This window comes from Sphingobium sp. TA15, from assembly GCF_037101235.1.
In the GTDB taxonomy this organism is placed as follows: domain Bacteria; phylum Pseudomonadota; class Alphaproteobacteria; order Sphingomonadales; family Sphingomonadaceae; genus Sphingobium; species Sphingobium indicum.
The window spans coordinates 162,213-177,953 of sequence record NZ_AP025356.1; the positions used below are offsets into that span (position 1 = coordinate 162,213).

General features: G+C 67.3%; 13 protein-coding genes. 6 read left to right on the forward strand and 7 right to left on the reverse strand.

Annotation, left to right across the window (positions count from 1 at the left end):
* Positions 1 to 107: 107 nt before the first annotated feature.
* From Sj15T_RS18045 to Sj15T_RS18060, 4 genes are read left to right on the forward strand one after another with little or no spacing between them, the layout of a single operon-like run.
* Positions 108 to 743 (forward strand): urea amidolyase associated protein UAAP2, encoded by a 636-nt coding sequence (locus tag Sj15T_RS18045; protein ID WP_013053725.1) that lies wholly within the window; start codon positions 108 to 110, stop codon positions 741 to 743.
* Positions 740 to 4,336, forward strand: coding sequence for an urea carboxylase (uca, locus tag Sj15T_RS18050; RefSeq protein WP_013053726.1), 3,597 nt, complete (start codon positions 740 to 742; stop codon positions 4,334 to 4,336). Before Sj15T_RS18045 ends, uca begins: the two co-directional genes overlap by 4 nt.
* A complete protein-coding gene (gene atzF / locus Sj15T_RS18055; protein ID WP_013053727.1) occupies positions 4,333 to 6,102 on the forward strand; it encodes an allophanate hydrolase in 1,770 nt (589 codons plus the stop codon). Before uca ends, atzF begins: the two co-directional genes overlap by 4 nt.
* A gap of 2 nt (positions 6,103 to 6,104) precedes the next feature.
* Positions 6,105 to 7,031, forward strand: coding sequence for a hypothetical protein (locus tag Sj15T_RS18060; RefSeq protein ID WP_013053728.1), 927 nt, complete (start codon positions 6,105 to 6,107; stop codon positions 7,029 to 7,031).
* 61 nt (positions 7,032 to 7,092) lie between these two features.
* On the opposite strand, the gene Sj15T_RS18065 is transcribed toward Sj15T_RS18060, so the two are convergent.
* From Sj15T_RS18065 to Sj15T_RS18085, 5 genes are all read right to left on the reverse strand, one after another.
* Positions 7,093 to 7,425: a UrcA family protein gene (locus Sj15T_RS18065; RefSeq protein WP_013053729.1), complete on the reverse strand. Its 333-nt coding sequence runs from the start codon at positions 7,423 to 7,425 to the stop codon at positions 7,093 to 7,095.
* Between the two features lie 119 nt (positions 7,426 to 7,544).
* On the reverse strand, positions 7,545 to 7,919 hold the full coding sequence (locus tag Sj15T_RS18070; protein ID WP_041386893.1) for a DUF4873 domain-containing protein: 375 nt from the start codon (positions 7,917 to 7,919) through the stop codon (positions 7,545 to 7,547).
* A 20-nt stretch (positions 7,920 to 7,939) separates the two neighbouring features.
* Complete coding sequence (locus Sj15T_RS18075) at positions 7,940 to 9,508, reverse strand: sulfotransferase (protein WP_013053731.1); 1,569 nt, start codon at positions 9,506 to 9,508, stop codon at positions 7,940 to 7,942.
* Positions 9,505 to 10,518, reverse strand: coding sequence for a sterol desaturase family protein (locus Sj15T_RS18080; RefSeq protein WP_013053732.1), 1,014 nt, complete (start codon positions 10,516 to 10,518; stop codon positions 9,505 to 9,507). The genes Sj15T_RS18075 and Sj15T_RS18080 overlap by 4 nt, the downstream gene beginning before the upstream one ends.
* Before the next feature lie 90 nt (positions 10,519 to 10,608).
* Positions 10,609 to 11,547, reverse strand: coding sequence for a LysR family transcriptional regulator (locus Sj15T_RS18085; protein ID WP_013053733.1), 939 nt, complete (start codon positions 11,545 to 11,547; stop codon positions 10,609 to 10,611).
* A gap of 125 nt (positions 11,548 to 11,672) precedes the next feature.
* On the opposite strand from Sj15T_RS18085, the gene Sj15T_RS18090 reads away from it, so the two are divergent.
* Positions 11,673 to 12,668 carry a 2OG-Fe(II) oxygenase family protein gene (locus tag Sj15T_RS18090; RefSeq protein ID WP_013053734.1) on the forward strand — a complete coding sequence of 332 codons (996 nt, stop codon included), beginning with the start codon at positions 11,673 to 11,675 and terminating at the stop codon, positions 12,666 to 12,668.
* On the forward strand, positions 12,665 to 13,552 hold the full coding sequence (locus tag Sj15T_RS18095) for a hypothetical protein (protein ID WP_013053735.1): 888 nt from the start codon (positions 12,665 to 12,667) through the stop codon (positions 13,550 to 13,552). The genes Sj15T_RS18090 and Sj15T_RS18095 overlap by 4 nt, the downstream gene beginning before the upstream one ends.
* Before the next feature lie 21 nt (positions 13,553 to 13,573).
* Here the strand turns inward: Sj15T_RS18095 and Sj15T_RS18100 are convergent, their stop codons facing one another.
* Both Sj15T_RS18100 and Sj15T_RS18105 read right to left on the reverse strand, forming a co-directional pair.
* Positions 13,574 to 14,248 carry a peroxiredoxin-like family protein gene (locus Sj15T_RS18100; protein WP_013053736.1) on the reverse strand — a complete coding sequence of 225 codons (675 nt, stop codon included), beginning with the start codon at positions 14,246 to 14,248 and terminating at the stop codon, positions 13,574 to 13,576.
* A gap of 19 nt (positions 14,249 to 14,267) precedes the next feature.
* The gene (locus tag Sj15T_RS18105) at positions 14,268 to 15,605 is read right to left on the reverse strand and encodes an LLM class flavin-dependent oxidoreductase (protein ID WP_013053737.1); all 1,338 of its coding nucleotides are present in this window, start codon (positions 15,603 to 15,605) and stop codon (positions 14,268 to 14,270) included.
* Positions 15,606 to 15,741 lie beyond the last annotated feature (136 nt).

The following is a 15,741-nucleotide window of genomic DNA, read 5'->3' on the forward strand; positions in this document are numbered from 1 at the left end:
GCGATTTCGCTTCGAGCGAAAAGGCTCTGTCCCTTGATGCCGCATTTTCCGGGTCGACGACCGCAAACGGCCCGGTTGAGGATGCACAGGAATGAACAGGTTGCCGCATGAGCTTTGATCCCCATCTGTCGGGCCTTTCGGGGGCCATCGTCCACGATGTCGTCGTGCCCGCCCGGGCGCCCTGGCTGCACCATGTCGATGCCGGGCAGACGCTGCGCATCGTCGACCTGGAAGGCAACCAGGCCGTCGACTTCCTCCTCTATTCGGCGGCGGACGACGCCGAACGCTACAGCGCGCAGGATACCGTCGCCGCGCAGGGCAACCTGTTCCTGCGGGCGGGCACGGTGCTGCGGTCCAATGAGGGGCGCGCGATGATGACGATCGTCGCGACGTCGGTCGATTATCACGACACCATCGGCGGCGCCTGTTCGTGCGAGTCCAACACGCTGCGCTACGGCCATCACACCAAGGCCGAACATGCCTGCGTCGAAAATTTCCTGGAGGCCAATCTGCGGGAGGGCCGGGGCAAGCGCGACATCGTTTCCAACATCAACTTCTTCATGAACGTGCCGGTGGAGGAAGACGGTTCCCTGGGCATCGTCGACGGCATCTCCGCCCCCGGCCTGACCGTGGACCTCAGGGCGGAAATGGACGTGATCGTCGTCGTGTCGAACTGCCCGCAGATCAACAATCCCTGCAACGGCTTCAACCCCACCCCCGTCCGCATGATCGTGACCGCATGAGCTTCGATACGGTCCTCATCGCCAATCGCGGCGCCATCGCCACGCGCATCATCCGCACCTTGCGGCGCATGGGCCTGCGCTCGGTCGCGGTCTATTCGGAGGCGGACGAAAATTCCCTGCACGTCGCGCAGGCGGACGAGGCGGTCTGCATCGGCCCGGCGCGGGCGTCGGACAGCTATCTCAACATCGACGCCATATTGGATGCCGCCCGCGCCACGGGCGCGGGCGCGATCCATCCGGGCTACGGCTTCCTTGCCGAAAATGTGGAGTTTGCCGAAGCCTGCGCCGCCGCCGGCATCGTCTTCATCGGGCCGACGCCGGACAATATCCGCACCTTCGGCCTGAAACACAGCGCGCGCGCCCTGGCGGCGGCCCACGGCGTGCCGCTGGCGCCCGGCACCGACCTGCTCACCGACGAAGAGGAAGCCGCCGCCGCGGCGCGGGCGATCGGCTTCCCCGTGATCCTGAAGGCGACGGCCGGCGGCGGCGGCATCGGCATGCGCATCTGCGAGGATGAAGGCGACGTCCGGGAAGGCTTTGCCGCGGTGGCCCGCCAGGGGCAGAGCAATTTCGGCGACGCCGGCATCTTCCTGGAACGCTATATCCGCCGCGCCCGCCACATCGAAGTCCAGCTGTTCGGCGACGGCGAAGGCCGCGTCATGCCGCTGGGGGAGCGCGACTGTTCGCTCCAGCGCCGCAACCAGAAGGTGGTCGAGGAATCGCCCGCGCCCCTGTTGCCGCCCGCCGTCCGCCGCGACCTGATCGCCGCCGCCACGCGGCTGGGCCAGGCCGCCCGCTACCGTTCCGCCGGGACGGTCGAGTTCCTCTACGACGCCGAACGCCAGCAATTCTTCTTCCTGGAGATGAACACGCGCCTTCAGGTCGAACATGGCGTCACCGAAGAGGTGATGGGCATCGACCTGGTCGAATGGATGATCCGCGGCGGCGCGGGCGATTTCGCCTTCCTCGATGCCGATCCGCCCCAGCAGCGCGGCCATTCGGTGGAGGTGCGGCTCTATGCCGAAGATCCGGCGCTCGACTATCGCCCGACATCGGGGACGCTGACGGCGGTTCAGTTCCCTGCCGACATCCGCGCCGAAACCTGGTGCATGGCGGGCAGCGAGGTCAGCATCTGGTACGATCCCATGCTGGCCAAGCTGATCGTCCACGCCCCGACCCGCGACGAGGCGATCGGGAAAATGCAGGCCGCGCTCGACCGGAGCCGGGTCGACGGCATGGAGACCAACCTGCGCTGGCTGCGCGACGTGGTCCGGTCCGACGCCTTCGTCAGCGGCGAAGTGTCCACCCGCGCTCTCGAAGGCGTCGTTTCCAACCCCTCCAGCATCCGCGTGGTCAGCGGCGGCACGGCCACCACCGTCCAGGACTGGCCGGGCCGACAGAAATTATGGGCGGTCGGCGTTCCGCCTTCGGGTCCGATGGACGATCAATCCTTCCGCATCGGCAACCGGCTGCTGGGAAATCCGGAGGGCACCGCCGGGCTGGAGGTCACGGTGACCGGCCCGACGCTGGATTTCGCCGCGCCGGCGCGCATCTGCCTCACGGGCGCCGATTTCGGGGCGACGCTGGATGGACAGCCGGTTCAAAGGGGCGCGGCGGTCGACGTGGAGGCCGGGCAGACGCTTGCCCTCGGCCGCGCGTCGGGCGGCGGCCTGCGCGGCTATATCCTGTTCGCCGGCGGCCTCGACATCGCGCCCTATCTCGGCAGCCGCAGCACCTTCGAACTGGGCCAGTTCGGCGGGCATGCCGCTCGCCGGCTGCTGGCGGGCGACACCCTGCACCTGGCGGGCGATCGAACGGACGCGCCGCTCGCCTCCGCCGACATGCCGGATCTTTCGACGCGATGGACCCTGCGCGTCCTCTATGGTCCCCATGGCGCGCCGGATTTCTTCACCGACGCCGATATAGAGGCCATCGTCGCGGCCGAATGGCAGGTCCACTACAACAGCAATCGCACCGGCGTCCGCCTGATCGGACCCAAGCCGCAATGGGCCCGCGCCGACGGGGGCGAGGCGGGATTGCACCCGTCCAACATCCACGACAATCCCTATGCCATCGGCGCCGTCGACTTCACCGGCGACATGCCGATCATCCTTGGCCCGGACGGCCCTTCGCTCGGCGGTTTCGTCTGCCCCTTCGTGGTGATCGCGGCCGACCGTTGGAAAATCGGCCAGCTTGCGCCGGGCGACAAGCTGCGTTTCGCCCCCGTCAATATCGACGATGCCGCCGTGGCGGACGCGCTGCAACGGCGGCTGGTCGCCTCCGGATCGGTGGAGGATGCCGCCCCGGTGCGGCCGATCGAGATGCTCTCGCCCATCCTCGCCCGGATTCCGGAAGGGCCTGGCCGCCCCCGCACCGTCTACCGCCAGCAGGGCGATCGCAACATCCTGGTCGAATATGGTCCCATCGTGCTCGACATAGAGCTTCGGATACGGGTCCACGCGCTGATGACGGAGCTGGAACGGCTGGCTTTGCCCGGCATCGTCGATGTCGTTCCGGGCATCCGATCGCTGCAACTGCATTTCGACGGCGAGCAACTGGACCAGCGCGCCGCGCTGGCGGCGCTGATCTCCGCGGAGGAGCGCCTCGGCGACCTTGAGGATTTCACCATTCCCTCCCGCATCGTCCATATGCCGCTCAGCTGGCGCGATCCCGCGACGATAGAGACGATCGAGAAATATATGGGCGGCGTGCGCGCAGACGCGCCATGGTGCCCCGACAACATCGAATTCATCCGCCGGGTCAACGGCCTTCCCGACGCGGCGGCGGTGGAGCGGCTGATCTTCGAGGCGAACTACCTCGTCCTGGGGCTGGGCGACGTCTATCTGGGCGCGCCGGTCGCCACCCCGGTCGATCCCCGGCACCGGCTCGTCACCACCAAGTACAATCCGGCGCGCACCTGGACGCCGCCCAATGTCGTGGGCATCGGCGGCGCCTATATGTGCATCTACGGGATGGAAGGGCCGGGCGGCTATCAACTGTTCGGCCGCACCATCCAGGTGTGGAACACGCATCGCCAGACCGACGTCTTCGTCGAGGGGAAGCCATGGTTGCTGCGCTTCTTCGACCAGATCCGCTTCTATCCGGTCAGCGCGGAAGAACTGGCCGAATGGCGCCGCGATTTCCCCAGCGGGCGGCGCTCCATCCGGATCGAGCCGTCGGAGTTCCGGCTGGCCGACTATCGCGCCTTCCTGGCCGGGAATGCCGACGCCATCGCCGCGTTCGAGGCGCGCCGCCAGGCCGCCTTCGATGAGGAGCGCGCCGAATGGCAAAGGAACGGGGAGTTCGACCGCGTCACCAGCCTGACGGAGGCCGACGTCGCCGGGCCGGACGCCATCGACGTTCCGGACGGCGCCGATCTGGTCGAAACGCCCTTTGGCGGCAGCATCTGGAAATTGCTGGTCGCGGTGGGCGACGAAGTGAAGGCGGGCGACACGATCGCCGTCATAGAGGCGATGAAGATGGAATGCGCGGTGCAAAGCCCCGCCACGGGCACGGTCGCGGCAATCTATGTGCAGGAGCGGCAGGCCCTGCAGCCCGGCGCGCCGATGCTGGCGCTGAGGGCCGTGGCATGATCGCGCTCGACCGGCGCAGCGCGGCGACGATCGCCGAGGCCGTCAGGGCAGGCCGGACCAGCGCGGTCGCCGTGATGGAGGAGACGGTCGCCCGGCTGGCCGCCTATGATGCCGTGCAGCCGCAGATCTGGATCGGCCGCGCGACGCCGGATGATCTGATCGGCGCCGCAAGGTCCGTCGACGCCCGCCTCGCCGCGGGGGAGGATCTGCCGCTGGCCGGCGTTCCCTTCGCGGTCAAGGACAATATCGACGCTGCGGGGTTCGAAACGACCGCGGCCTGCCCGGCCTTCGCCTATCGTCCCGAACGGTCGGCGACGGTCGTCGAACGCCTGACCGCTGCCGGCGCGATCTGCGTCGGCAAGACCAATCTGGACCAGTTCGCGACCGGCCTCAACGGCACGCGCAGCCCCTATGGCAGTCCGCGCAACGCCTATCACCTCGCCTATGTCAGCGGCGGGTCCAGCTCCGGTTCCTCGGTGGCGGTGGCCGCCGGGCTGGTCCCCTTCGCGCTGGGCACGGACACCGCCGGTTCGGGCCGCGTGCCCGCCGCCTTCCAGCATCTGGTCGGGTTCAAGCCGAGCAAGGGGCGATGGAGCAATAACGGGCTGGTGCCCGCCTGCCGCACGCTCGACTGCATCACCGTCTTCACCGGCGACACCGCCGACGCCCGCCTGCTCGACGGGGTAATCGCCGGCTTCGATCCGGCGGACCCCTATTCGAAGCCGCTGGCGGACCTTCCGCGCCGGTGCGGGACCATCGGCGTGCCCCGCCGGGACCAGCGCGCCTGGTTCGGCGACGCGGAATCGGAATATCTGTACGATCGCGCATTGCAGCGGCTGGCGGGGCTGGCCGACGTGGTGGAGATCGACATCGCCCCGCTTCTCGAAGCGGCGCAGCTTCTCTATGGCGGCCCCTGGGTTGCGGAGCGGGCCGCCGCCCTGGCGACGCTCCTCGCCGACGATCCCGATGCGATCGACCCGACCGTGCGGGAGGTCGTGGAACCCGGACTGGCGATCAGCGCTGTCGAACTGTTCAACGGCATCTATCGCCTGGCCGAACTCAAACGGCACGCCGACCTGCAATGGGCCGGCATCGACCTGATGGCCTTTCCGACCGCGGGCACCATCTTCCGCGTCGCCGAACTGCTTGCCGCGCCGGTCGCGCTCAACAGCGCCCTTGGCTATTACACCAATTTCGTGAACCTGCTCGACATGGCCGCCGTGGCCGTTCCAGCCGGCGCCAGGGCCAACGGCACCGGGTTCGGCATCACCCTGATCGGCCCGGCCGACAGCGACCGCGCCCTGCTCGACGCGGCGGACGCCTATCTTGCCGAAGCCGATCTTCTTTCCCAACCCCCGCTTGATCTGGAGGGCAAAATGCAGACCGTGAAACTCGCCGTCGTGGGCGCCCATCTCAAGGACATGCCGCTTCACTGGCAACTGACATCGCGCGAGGCGAAGTTTATCGGCGCCTTTGAAACGGCGCCGACCTACCGCCTCTACGCCATGGCGAACAGCGTGCCGCCCAAGCCTGCGCTGGTGCACAGCGAGGATGGCGGGCCGATCGCGCTGGAGGTCTATGAGCTGGGCGTGGCCGAATTCGGAAGTTTCGTGGCCGAAGTGCCCGCGCCGCTCGCGATCGGCACGGTGACGCTGGCCGACGGCAGCAGCGTCAAGGGCTTCGTCGCGGAACCGCGCGCGGTGACCGGCGCGGAGGACATCACGGCCCTGGGCGGCTGGCGCGCCTATATGGCCGGACGGGCCTAGCCGTGCCGAAGCTCCGCATCCTGGCCGCTGCGCTGGCGGCAAGCTGCGCCGCAATCGCTTCCGCCGCGCCCGCCGCCGAACAGGTGATCCAGGTGCCGGGCTTCGCCGATTTCCTGGCGGTCGATGGCGACGGCGTCTGGGTGACCAACGCCGGCCGGGTGGAACGCTGGACGCGAAAGGGCAAGAGGGCCGAAGTCGCGATGGGCCGGCCCTGCGGCGCCATGGCCCTATCGGCCGGATCGCTGTGGGTGGCCGATTGCGAGAAAAACGCGCTGGTCCGGATCGACGCCGCCACGGCGGAAAAGACGGCGACCATAGCCACCGGCATCGCCAATCCGAAGGGCGAACTCAACGTCGTCGCCGAAGCGGGATCGATCTGGGTCGCCAGCGACCAGAAGGGCGTCGTCTCCCGCGTCGATCCCGCCAGCAACCGGGTGATAGCGACCGTCCCGGTCAGCGCGGGAACCTATTATCTCGCCTCCGGCTTCGGCTCCGTCTGGGCGGTGAGCAGCGAAAGCGCGACGATCCAGCGCATCGACCCGGCGACCAACAGCGTGGCCAGCACCACGGCGCTGGGCAGGCAACCGGGCTTTCTGGCCGCCGGCGAAGGCGCCGTCTGGGTTCAGGAACAGGGCGACGGAACGGTGGCCCGCGTCGATCCGGTCAGCGGCGAAGTGACCGGCCGCGTCAAGGTGGGCGATGTGCTGCAATATGGCGACATCGACACGGGCGGCGGCATGATATGGCTGCGCACGACCGAAGGGCAGACCTTCGTGGCGATCGATCCCAAAACGCTGAAGATCAAGGCCCGCGTCGGCAAGGTCGAAGGCAGCGGCGCGCTGCGCTTCACGGCAAAGGGCCTGTGGACGTCGGCGCATGACGTGCACACGCTGACCTGGTGGCCCCATCCGGCCAGGCTGGCGAAATGACCGGGGCGCGGCGCTGATCGCGTCCCGCGCCCCGGACCGGCCGGGCGCGGGACGCGCCGTTTCAGCGGAGCGCCGCCAAGCGCACCGGCGCCGGAGCCATTGCCAGTTGCGCCTCGACCTGCGCATGGATGTCGGCGACGACGGCTTCGCGGCAGGCGCGGGCCTTGGCCTCCAGGGCCAGGTGGACGCCCGACAGGCGGTTGCCGCAGACCGCGCTCGCCGCCTGCTCCATGCGGATGGCGAGGCGCTGTTGCCCTTGCGCGGTGGACAGGTCCAGGCCCTTGAGGTTCAGGATCGCCTGATCCCGCGCAAAGGGATTGTCGGCGGCGCCGGCGACCGCCGGGACGGCGAATGCGGCAGCGGCAAGGGCGGCGAGGCCAATCTTCATCATCATCTCCTGTATCTTGAACCGATGCCGCTCTCCGGCGACTTCGGATCACATAGTTCCGGGAGATGAAACTTTCAATACAGGACTGCAAATCGTTATTTTATTACTAGTGACGGGTTATCTTATTACTTGGCGCGCACCACCAGCATCGTCAGCCTTTCGCTGCGGCCCAGCAGGCCCAACGGCAGCCTCGCCTCGCTCGCCTTGCCGCCGACCGCGACCGTGATCGTCCGCTCATGGGGCAGGGACCATGAGCGGACGGTATCGACGGGCAGGCGCACCCGCCATTTGCGCGCGCCGTCCACCGGCACCGCATGGCCGTTGATCGCGACCGGGACGGCGGCGTCCTCGCGACGGCCCGACACCAGCAGGCAACTGCCGGATCGGCAATCGACCAGCCGCGTGACCGGCTCGCCGGCCGCGAGGGCAGGCGTCGCGGCGGCGGCAAGCGCCCCGCCCAATATCAATCGGCCCAGCATCAGTTGGCGGATAGGGGACATGGCGCTCGCTTTCCCTTGGTTCATGGGATGTCGATCCCGGCCTGTTCGAAATAGCGGCGCACCGGCTCCAGCACGGCCGCATGCCGTTTCCAGCGCCCGACCGATCCGGTGTAGATCGGCTGCCGGACCTGCGCGGCGCTGGGGGTGGAAACCGGGGCGCTGTTGCTGTGGAAGGAAAGGCAGTCCTCCGACCAGTCCAGCCCGCAATGGGCGAGCAGTCGGCGCGTCTCGCCCTCCAGGTCGGCGACGAGATCCTCGTAGCGCAGCTCGATCAGGCGGCCGGGCAGAGCCTCCCGCCACAACGCCATCAGCCGGTCGAAGCGGACATGATAAGCGGCGGTGTCGAGCAGGTCGTAGCTATAGTCGTAATAGGGGGAGCCGACGGCGAACAGGTTTCGGAAGTTGCTGAGCACCGTGTCCATCGGATCGCGGCGCAGGCAGATGATCCGTGCCGACGGCAAAGCCCGCGCAATGAAGCCCGCATAGAAGAAATTGCCCGGAAACTTGTCGATGAACCGAAGGTTCGCGTCGCGCCGATGGTGGCTCGCCCGTTCCAGATAATCGCGCCCGATCGCCGCCATGTCGGCGCGCGCGGCGGATGCGATCGTTTCGGCGTCCATCACCGTGGGGGTGCGCGTGCCCGCCGCCTTCTTGACGGCAAGGGGCATGGCCTGCAACTCGCCCGCGCTTTCGACCTGCGGATGGGAGGAGAGGATGCGGTCGACCAGCGTCGTGCCGGTGCGCGGCATCCCGATGATGAAGATCGGGTCCGCCGCGGACGGCGCGCTCGCCTGCGGCAGCGGCCATGCCGCTTCCATCGCGTCGAACAGCGCCGCGTCGCGCGCGAAGGCGTAGGGCAATGTCCGGCGATGTTCGGCGTTCGCGACGCAAAGCCGGGCCAGCGCGTCGTCCGGCCGGCCGATGTCCTCCAGTTCCTTCGCCAGCGCATAGCTGATCAGCAGCCGCCCGCGACCGTCCGTCATGCCGCCCAGGGTCCGTTCCAGCCGTTCGACATGATTGCATGTCGGCGTCTGCCTGCGGATGCCGGCCAGCAGGTGGTGGGCGCGGGCATCGTCGGGCGCGAGGGAAAGCAACGCCTCCAGCGCGGCGTCCGCTTCCTCGACCCTGCCCAGGAAATTGAGCGTCACGGCCAGGTTGTAGCGATAATTGCGGTTCCGCGGCTCCATCCGGACGGCTTCGTCGAAATGCGCCAGCGCGGCGGCATGGTTCCCCAACCGGGCATAGACGCAGCCGATGGTGTCGCGGCTGAACGCGTCGGCGGGCGGGGCCTGCTCGGCCTCCCGCAGGGTCGCCGCGGCGTCGCCGTCGCGGCGGGTCATGATGAGCAGCCGGGCGAGTTGCGCGCGATATTCGCCCCTGGGATCGATCGTCACCGCATGATCCAGATGCCGGATTCCCGCCTGGATGCGCCCGGCATCGGACTCCGCGACGCCCAGCAGGAAATGGCCCTCGGCATCCTGCGGATCTTTCGCCACCATGGTGGCGGCAAGCTGGCGCGTCGCCTGCATGTCGCCCCGCATCAGCGCGTTTCGCGCCGCGCTGGCCTGCGGGGCGCCCGTCACCGTCATGCCGGCGCCGCGCCTTCCACGGCATTCTGGACGGAGGCATCGGCTTCGGCCCGGCCGTCGACCGCGCCCTCGCCCGCAGCCTGCGCCGCGCCCCTGCCGTTCCGCGCGCTGCCGTTCCGCACCCTGTCGATCAGCGGCCGGAAGGGAAATATGGTCTGTTCCCAGATCGACAGGCGGCGGCGGTCATCCTGGCCGACCAGCGCGGCCTCGCCCTCCCGATAGGTGCCGAATATGCGGTCGAGCAGGATCAGGGAATTGCCGTAATTGCAGCGCGTGCTCTCATAATCCGTCGAATGGTGCAGGCTGTGGTGGCGGATCGTCGTGAAGAAGAAGGCGTACCAGATCGGCGGATCGGCGCGGACATTGGCGTGGGCGAAGGTGGAGATCACGCCCAGCACGTTGATGCCCGCGAACACGGCGCTGTTGTCGAGGTCGAACAGCGCCACCACGCTCAGGCTGATCAGCACCAGCTCTATGGGGTTGCCCACCGCGCCCTTCGCCGCGTTCAACTGGGTCAGGTGGTGATGCGGGGCATGGGTCAGCCAGAAGGGCGTGCTGTTGTGCATCAACCGATGCATCCAATATTGGCCGAATTCGATCAGGAACACCACCAGCGCCACCTGGAGCAGCCATGGCATGTGCATGGCCCATTGGGTGGTGATGCCCAGCGAGGCCTTGGCCGCCTTCAGCGGCTCCTCGGCGAGCTTCGTCGAAACCCAGGATATGACGGTCGCGCTCAGCACGTTGTAGAACAGGTCGGTGAAGAATTCCTGCCTGTTCATCCGCCAGCCGGAATGGCGTTCATGGACCTGTTCCAGAAGCAGGACGACGATCGTGATGAGCGAGGACGTCGCAACGAACGTCCACGGACGATCCAGCAGGGCCTTGGGTCCGAAGGCCCAGAACATGAGGACCATCGCTATCATCGCCGGCGGCGTGTAGTTGAAGACCTTGTCCTTCATCGCGCTTCCCGCTTCCCCGGCCATGCCTGCGCCGACGGGCGATTCCATCGGTCAGGCGCGGCGCCATGGACGGGAAGGCTGTGCTGCGCTGCGTCAATCCGGGAGAGGTAAAGTTCTGATGAAAGCCATAGATGGAATCTATGTCCGCGCCTTGGCCCGCAACCGGCGGATCACTTCGTCCCAGAAAAGCTGCGTGGCCGTGTCGCGCGCGCGTTCGGACCGGGACAGCAGGAAGATGTCGTAGGACGGCTCGGCATCCGCGTCCAGGATCGGCCACAGCCTTTCCCGCGCCACCTCGTCCTCCGCCGCCAGCACCGGCAGGAACCCGATGCCCACGCCCTGGACGATCAGCCGTTTCGCCTCGTTGATGTCCTCGGCCAGGCCGTTCACCTTGGTCCCCAGCCGATACCGGCGGCGCAAATGGGTGATCAGTTCGATCTCATCATCCCCGGTCAGGACGAATCCCTCGTCCTTGAGGTCGTGTAGGCGGTTCAGCCTGTATCCGAAATAGGGGCTGTAGCGGGAACAATAGAGCTGCTGGCGCTCCACCAGCAGCGGCTCGTACATCAGGCTGCCGCGAACGCTGCTGTCGTAACCCACGCCGATCTCGACTTCCCCCTGCTCCAGCGCGTCGAGAACCTGGCGCCAGGGCGACACGCGGATTTCGATGTGGATGGCCGGGTTGCGCCGGTGCAGGCTGGCGATCGCCTCGTCGAATTCCGGCGACACCAGGCCGGATATGATCTGGATGCGGACGATCCCTTCGACGCGCCTGGTGGCCTGGGCGATCTGGTGCGGCATCATCTGCGCGGATTCCAGCATATCCTCGCAAAGCGCCATCATCGCCTTGCCGGCCGCCGTCATTTCCACGCCGGTCGCCGTGCGGTGGAGAAGCGTCACGCCGACATGATCCTCCAGCCGCTTGAGCGCGGCGCTGATGCTGGGCTGCTGCCTGTTGAGCTGCCGCGCCGCCGCGCCGATCCCGCCGGCGCGGACGATGTCGACGAAGGTGCGCATCAGGTTCCAGTCGACCCGGCTCGCGAACCTCTTGTCGATAAGGAACGATCGATCGCTCATGTTCCGCCTTTCCCGTCCGGGCCAGAATGACGCGGCCCCACAATGACGCGGTCATAGATCAAATCAATGGAAATCATCGAATCGTCCCATCTATGCCTATGCCCCGTTTCGCCTAGCGTCGCGACATGGCTGTTCTTCCCTTCGTCGACATATCCATGCTGGCCAGCGATTCCCGCGAAGACCGGCTGGGCGTCGCCCGCGCGCTGGACCGCGCCTGCACCGATGCGGGCTTTCTCTACATCGGCGGGGCGCAACTGGACTGGGCGCTGTTCCGCCGCCTCGTCGCGCGGGCGGAGGCCTATTTCGCGCTCGACCGGGAGGTCAAGATGGCGAACTATATCGGCCATTCGCAAAACCACAGCGGCTATGTCCCCGTGGGCGAGGAACAGTTCGGCGCGGGCACCAGCGACCTCAAGGAAGCCTATGACGTCAACCGCGACTATCCGTGGCCGGAGGGTCGCCGGCCGTTGCTCGGCCCCAATAACTGGCCGCAAATGCCGGGCTTTCGGGAGGATGTGTCGGCCTATTACCGGCATCTGACGGACATCGGGGGGCAGATTTTCCGCGCCTTCGCGCTCGCGCTGGGGCTGGAGGAGGATCATTTCGACGCGCATCGCCGCAATCCGCCAAGCCAGTTGCGGCTCATCCACTATCCCTTCGATTCCAGCGCGCAGGACAGGCCGGGCATCGGCGCCCATACCGATTATGAATGCTTCACCCTCCTCTTCGCCACGGCGGCCGGGCTCCAGATCCTCGACAGGAAGGGCGACTGGGTGGATGTGCCGCTGATGGACGGCGCGATGATCATGAACATTGGCGACATGATGGAAATCCTGTCCAACGGCCGCTATGTCGCGACGACCCATCGCGTGAAGAAGGTCGCGCAGCAGCGCTACGCCTTTCCCTTCTTCCACGCCTGCGACTACGACTATGTCGTGGCGCCGCTGGTGGGGGACGAAGCGCCCCGCTATGCGCCGCTCAAGGGTGGCGAACATCTGTTCAACCAGACGGCGCAGACCTTCGCCTATCTCAAGCGCCGGATCGCGAAGGGGGAACTGGTGCTGGCCAACGCCATGCCGCTCGACTCCTTCGGGCGGCGCCAGGGGCCGTCGGGCGCATGACGCTGGCCGACCTGCTGGGCGCGCTGCCGCCGGTCGTTCCGGAGCAGCCGGCCTTTCCGCGCCGCCTGCTGGGCGCCTTCCGGCGCAAGAGCATCACCTTCTGCACCGGCGTCACGGATGAAAGGACGGTCGTCTACTGGTTCCAGTCGCGCAGCTTCACGATAGACCTGCGGCTGCCGGACGGCGCGGCGACATCCGTGACGGATCGGCAGGGCTGGGTCGGCGACACGCTCTGGGATGCGGAAAGTCAGCAAATGTCCTGGTCTGTCGCCACAAGCTACCAGCCGCGGAACCAGTGGCCGGAACCGGCGATCCTGCGCTTCATCGGCAACAGCGTGCTTGAATTCGCCCCGTCGGGCGCCTATGTCGAGGATTGGCGGCAACAATGCTTTCGCGGCCCTCTGCTGGGCTTGCGGCTCCTCAGCCTCCATGACGAGGAGACGGGGCGGGACTTGCCGATGGACGGCGGGCTGATCGTCGCGGGAGGCCATGTCGCCTATGCGCAATCGCGATTGCCGCGACTGGACGCGGCCCTGCGGAATGCCGCCGATCTGGACCGGGCGCTGGCGGACCGGCTCCTCACCGCCGAAGAGATCGAAAGCTACGAAGTGTCGGTGGCGCTCAATGGCCGGACCATCGACCACAGCACCCGGACCGGCAGGATCGGACAGCAGATCGCGTCGGGAGAGTTCGCGCTCCAGCCGGACGGAAGCATCCTGCTCTCGCGGCCGGTGGGCGGCCGGACCTGCCGGCTGCGCTTCGCCGTCGACATCCATGTGCCCGATTTCACCTTCGATCGCCGGACGCAGGCCGCATCCCCGGCGCCGGACTGGATGGAGAAGGAGAAATCCCATCTTTTCCGTCATGCCATGATCGCCGCCTGACCGCCCGGCGGCGACGGATCGTCAGCCGACGGCCGCGCTTTCGATCCGTCCCACCGCCTCCAGTATCGCGGGTGCCTCCGTGCGCGCGAGCCAGTCCGGGCTGACGTCGACAAAGCGCGCCACCCGGTCGCGGTCGATGGCGATGACGGCGGGCTGCGGCAATTCCGCCGTGCCCGTGCCGGTCAATTCCCCGATCCAGCCGGGCGATGGCTGCCCGTCCGGCACCAGGTCGCGATCGAAGGTGATGCCGAAGCGGCGCGCCAAGGCGTTGCCGCGATCGTTGGCGATGCCGTAGGTCAAGCCATGCCGCTCGCGGATCGCGCCCAATCCCGTCTCCGGCAGGTGCGGGCTGATCGCGACGAGCGGGATTCCGGCCTTGCGAAGCCTGGGCCAGAGCTGCCGCTCATAATAGGGCAGGGCAAGGTTGCATGCCGGACAGCCCGCATAGCGGAAGAAGACGAGCACCGCAGGCCCCTCGGCCGTCAAGCGCTCCAGCGTCAGCGTCGTGCCGTCGGCCTCCGCCAGTTGGAAGGGCTCGACGACATCGCCGGGCCGCACCGTCCGCGACGGGTCGAAATCGGCGACCAGCCGTGCCCGCCGCGCCACATTCTCCGCCAGGTTTTCCGGCTTCCAGCTTCGCACCCTTTCCCTGTGCAGGGCCTGGAACTGTTCTGTCAGGCTTTCATTCTCTGCCATCGGACTTCTCCCGCAAGGATCAGGCGGCGTTCTTCTCGGCGGCCTTGCGGGCGAAGCGATTGTCCGGCTGCGCAAGGCCCAGATGCTCGCGAAGGGTGGCGCCTTCATATTCGGTGCGGAACAGCCCCCGCGCCTGAAGGATCGGGATCACCCTGTCCACGAACAGGTCGAGCTGGCCGGGAAGCGGCTCGAACAGCATGAAGCCGTCGGCGGCGCCGGCCTCGAACCATTGCTGCAGGCGATCCGCCACGGTTTCCGGCGATCCGACGAAGGCGCCGCGCGGCGTCGCCAGCCGCTCCACGACCTGCCGCAAGGTCAGGTTTCCGGCGCGCACCTGGGCAAGGATGCCCAGCGTCCCGCTCTGCTGGCTGTTGATGCCGATATGCTCGACGTCGGGGAAGGGGGCGTCCAGGTCATATTGGTGGAAATCATGGTCGTTGAAGGTCCGCGACAGGAAGCCCAGGCCGGTTTCGATCGATTCCAGCGCCGCCAGTTCGCGATAACGCGCCTCCGCATCCTCGTCCGTATCCCCGACGATCGGGGCGATGCCGGGCATGACGAACAACTGGCCGGGATCGCGGCCGAAGCCGCTGGCCCGCGCCTTGACGTCCGCATAATAGGCCTGGCCCGATTCCAGGTCCGGCGCATGGGCGAAGATGACCTCCGCCCGTTTCGCCGCGAAATTGCGCCCGTCGTCCGAAGCGCCCGCCTGGAAGATGACCGGCTGGCCCTGGGGCGTCCGCTTGATGTTGAGCGGCCCGCGCACCTGGAAGAACTCGCCCTTGTGATCCAGCCTGTGGAGCCGTTCGGGATCGACGAACCGGCCGCTTTCCTTGTCCGCGACATGGGCGCCGTCCTCCCAGCTATCCCACAGGCCCTGGACCACGTCCAGATATTCCCCGGCGATGCGATAGCGCACGGAATGCGGCGGATGTTCGGTCTTGCTGAAATTGGCAGCTGTGTCGCCCAGCCAGGACGTCACGATGTTCCATCCCGCCCTGCCGCCGCTCAGATGGTCGAGCGAGGCGAACTGGCGCGCGACGTTGAACGGCTCGGAATAGCTGACGGTCAGCGTCCCCACCAGGCCGATGCGCGACGTGGTCACCGCCAGCGCGGACAGGATGGTGATCGGCTCGAACCGATTGAGATAATGCGGGCTGGACTTTTCCGTGATGGACAGGCTGTCGGCGATGAACAGCAGGTCGAACTTGCCCCGCTCCGCGGTGGCCGCCTGTTTCTGGTAGAAGGCCAGGCTGGTGCTGGCATTGACGTCGCGGTCGGGATGCCGCCAGTCGTTCCAGGTGCGGCCGACGCCGTGCAGGATGAAGCCGAGCTTGATGTGACGATTCTGGGACATGATCGGTTCTCGCTCAATGAGGGACCGGACCGATCTAGAAGTCCGCTGGCGAGCCGACCAACGCGTAATGCTCGGTCATTTATCGATTCTGCAAAACCGTTGAGCGGCGCTCGACCGGAAGGCGGGACCGCAAATA

Excerpts from the sequence above, each read along its gene's own strand:
- Sj15T_RS18105 (WP_013053737.1), bottom strand. The coding sequence starts at position 15,605 with ATGTCCCAGAATCGTCACATCAAGCTCGGCTTCATCCTGCACGGCGTC.
- atzF (WP_013053727.1), top strand. The coding sequence starts at position 4,333 with ATGATCGCGCTCGACCGGCGCAGCGCGGCGACGATCGCCGAGGCCGTC.
- Sj15T_RS18090 (WP_013053734.1), top strand. The coding sequence starts at position 11,673 with ATGGCTGTTCTTCCCTTCGTCGACATATCCATGCTGGCCAGCGATTCC.
- Sj15T_RS18075 (WP_013053731.1), bottom strand. The coding sequence starts at position 9,508 with ATGACGGTGACGGGCGCCCCGCAGGCCAGCGCGGCGCGAAACGCGCTG.
- Sj15T_RS18100 (WP_013053736.1), bottom strand. The coding sequence starts at position 14,248 with ATGGCAGAGAATGAAAGCCTGACAGAACAGTTCCAGGCCCTGCACAGG.
- Sj15T_RS18085 (WP_013053733.1), bottom strand. The coding sequence starts at position 11,547 with ATGAGCGATCGATCGTTCCTTATCGACAAGAGGTTCGCGAGCCGGGTC.
- Sj15T_RS18065 (WP_013053729.1), bottom strand. The coding sequence starts at position 7,425 with ATGATGATGAAGATTGGCCTCGCCGCCCTTGCCGCTGCCGCATTCGCC.
- Sj15T_RS18045 (WP_013053725.1), top strand. The coding sequence starts at position 108 with ATGAGCTTTGATCCCCATCTGTCGGGCCTTTCGGGGGCCATCGTCCAC.
- Sj15T_RS18095 (WP_013053735.1), top strand. The coding sequence starts at position 12,665 with ATGACGCTGGCCGACCTGCTGGGCGCGCTGCCGCCGGTCGTTCCGGAG.
- Sj15T_RS18080 (WP_013053732.1), bottom strand. The coding sequence starts at position 10,518 with ATGGAATCGCCCGTCGGCGCAGGCATGGCCGGGGAAGCGGGAAGCGCG.
- Sj15T_RS18070 (WP_041386893.1), bottom strand. The coding sequence starts at position 7,919 with ATGTCCCCTATCCGCCAACTGATGCTGGGCCGATTGATATTGGGCGGG.
- uca (WP_013053726.1), top strand. The coding sequence starts at position 740 with ATGAGCTTCGATACGGTCCTCATCGCCAATCGCGGCGCCATCGCCACG.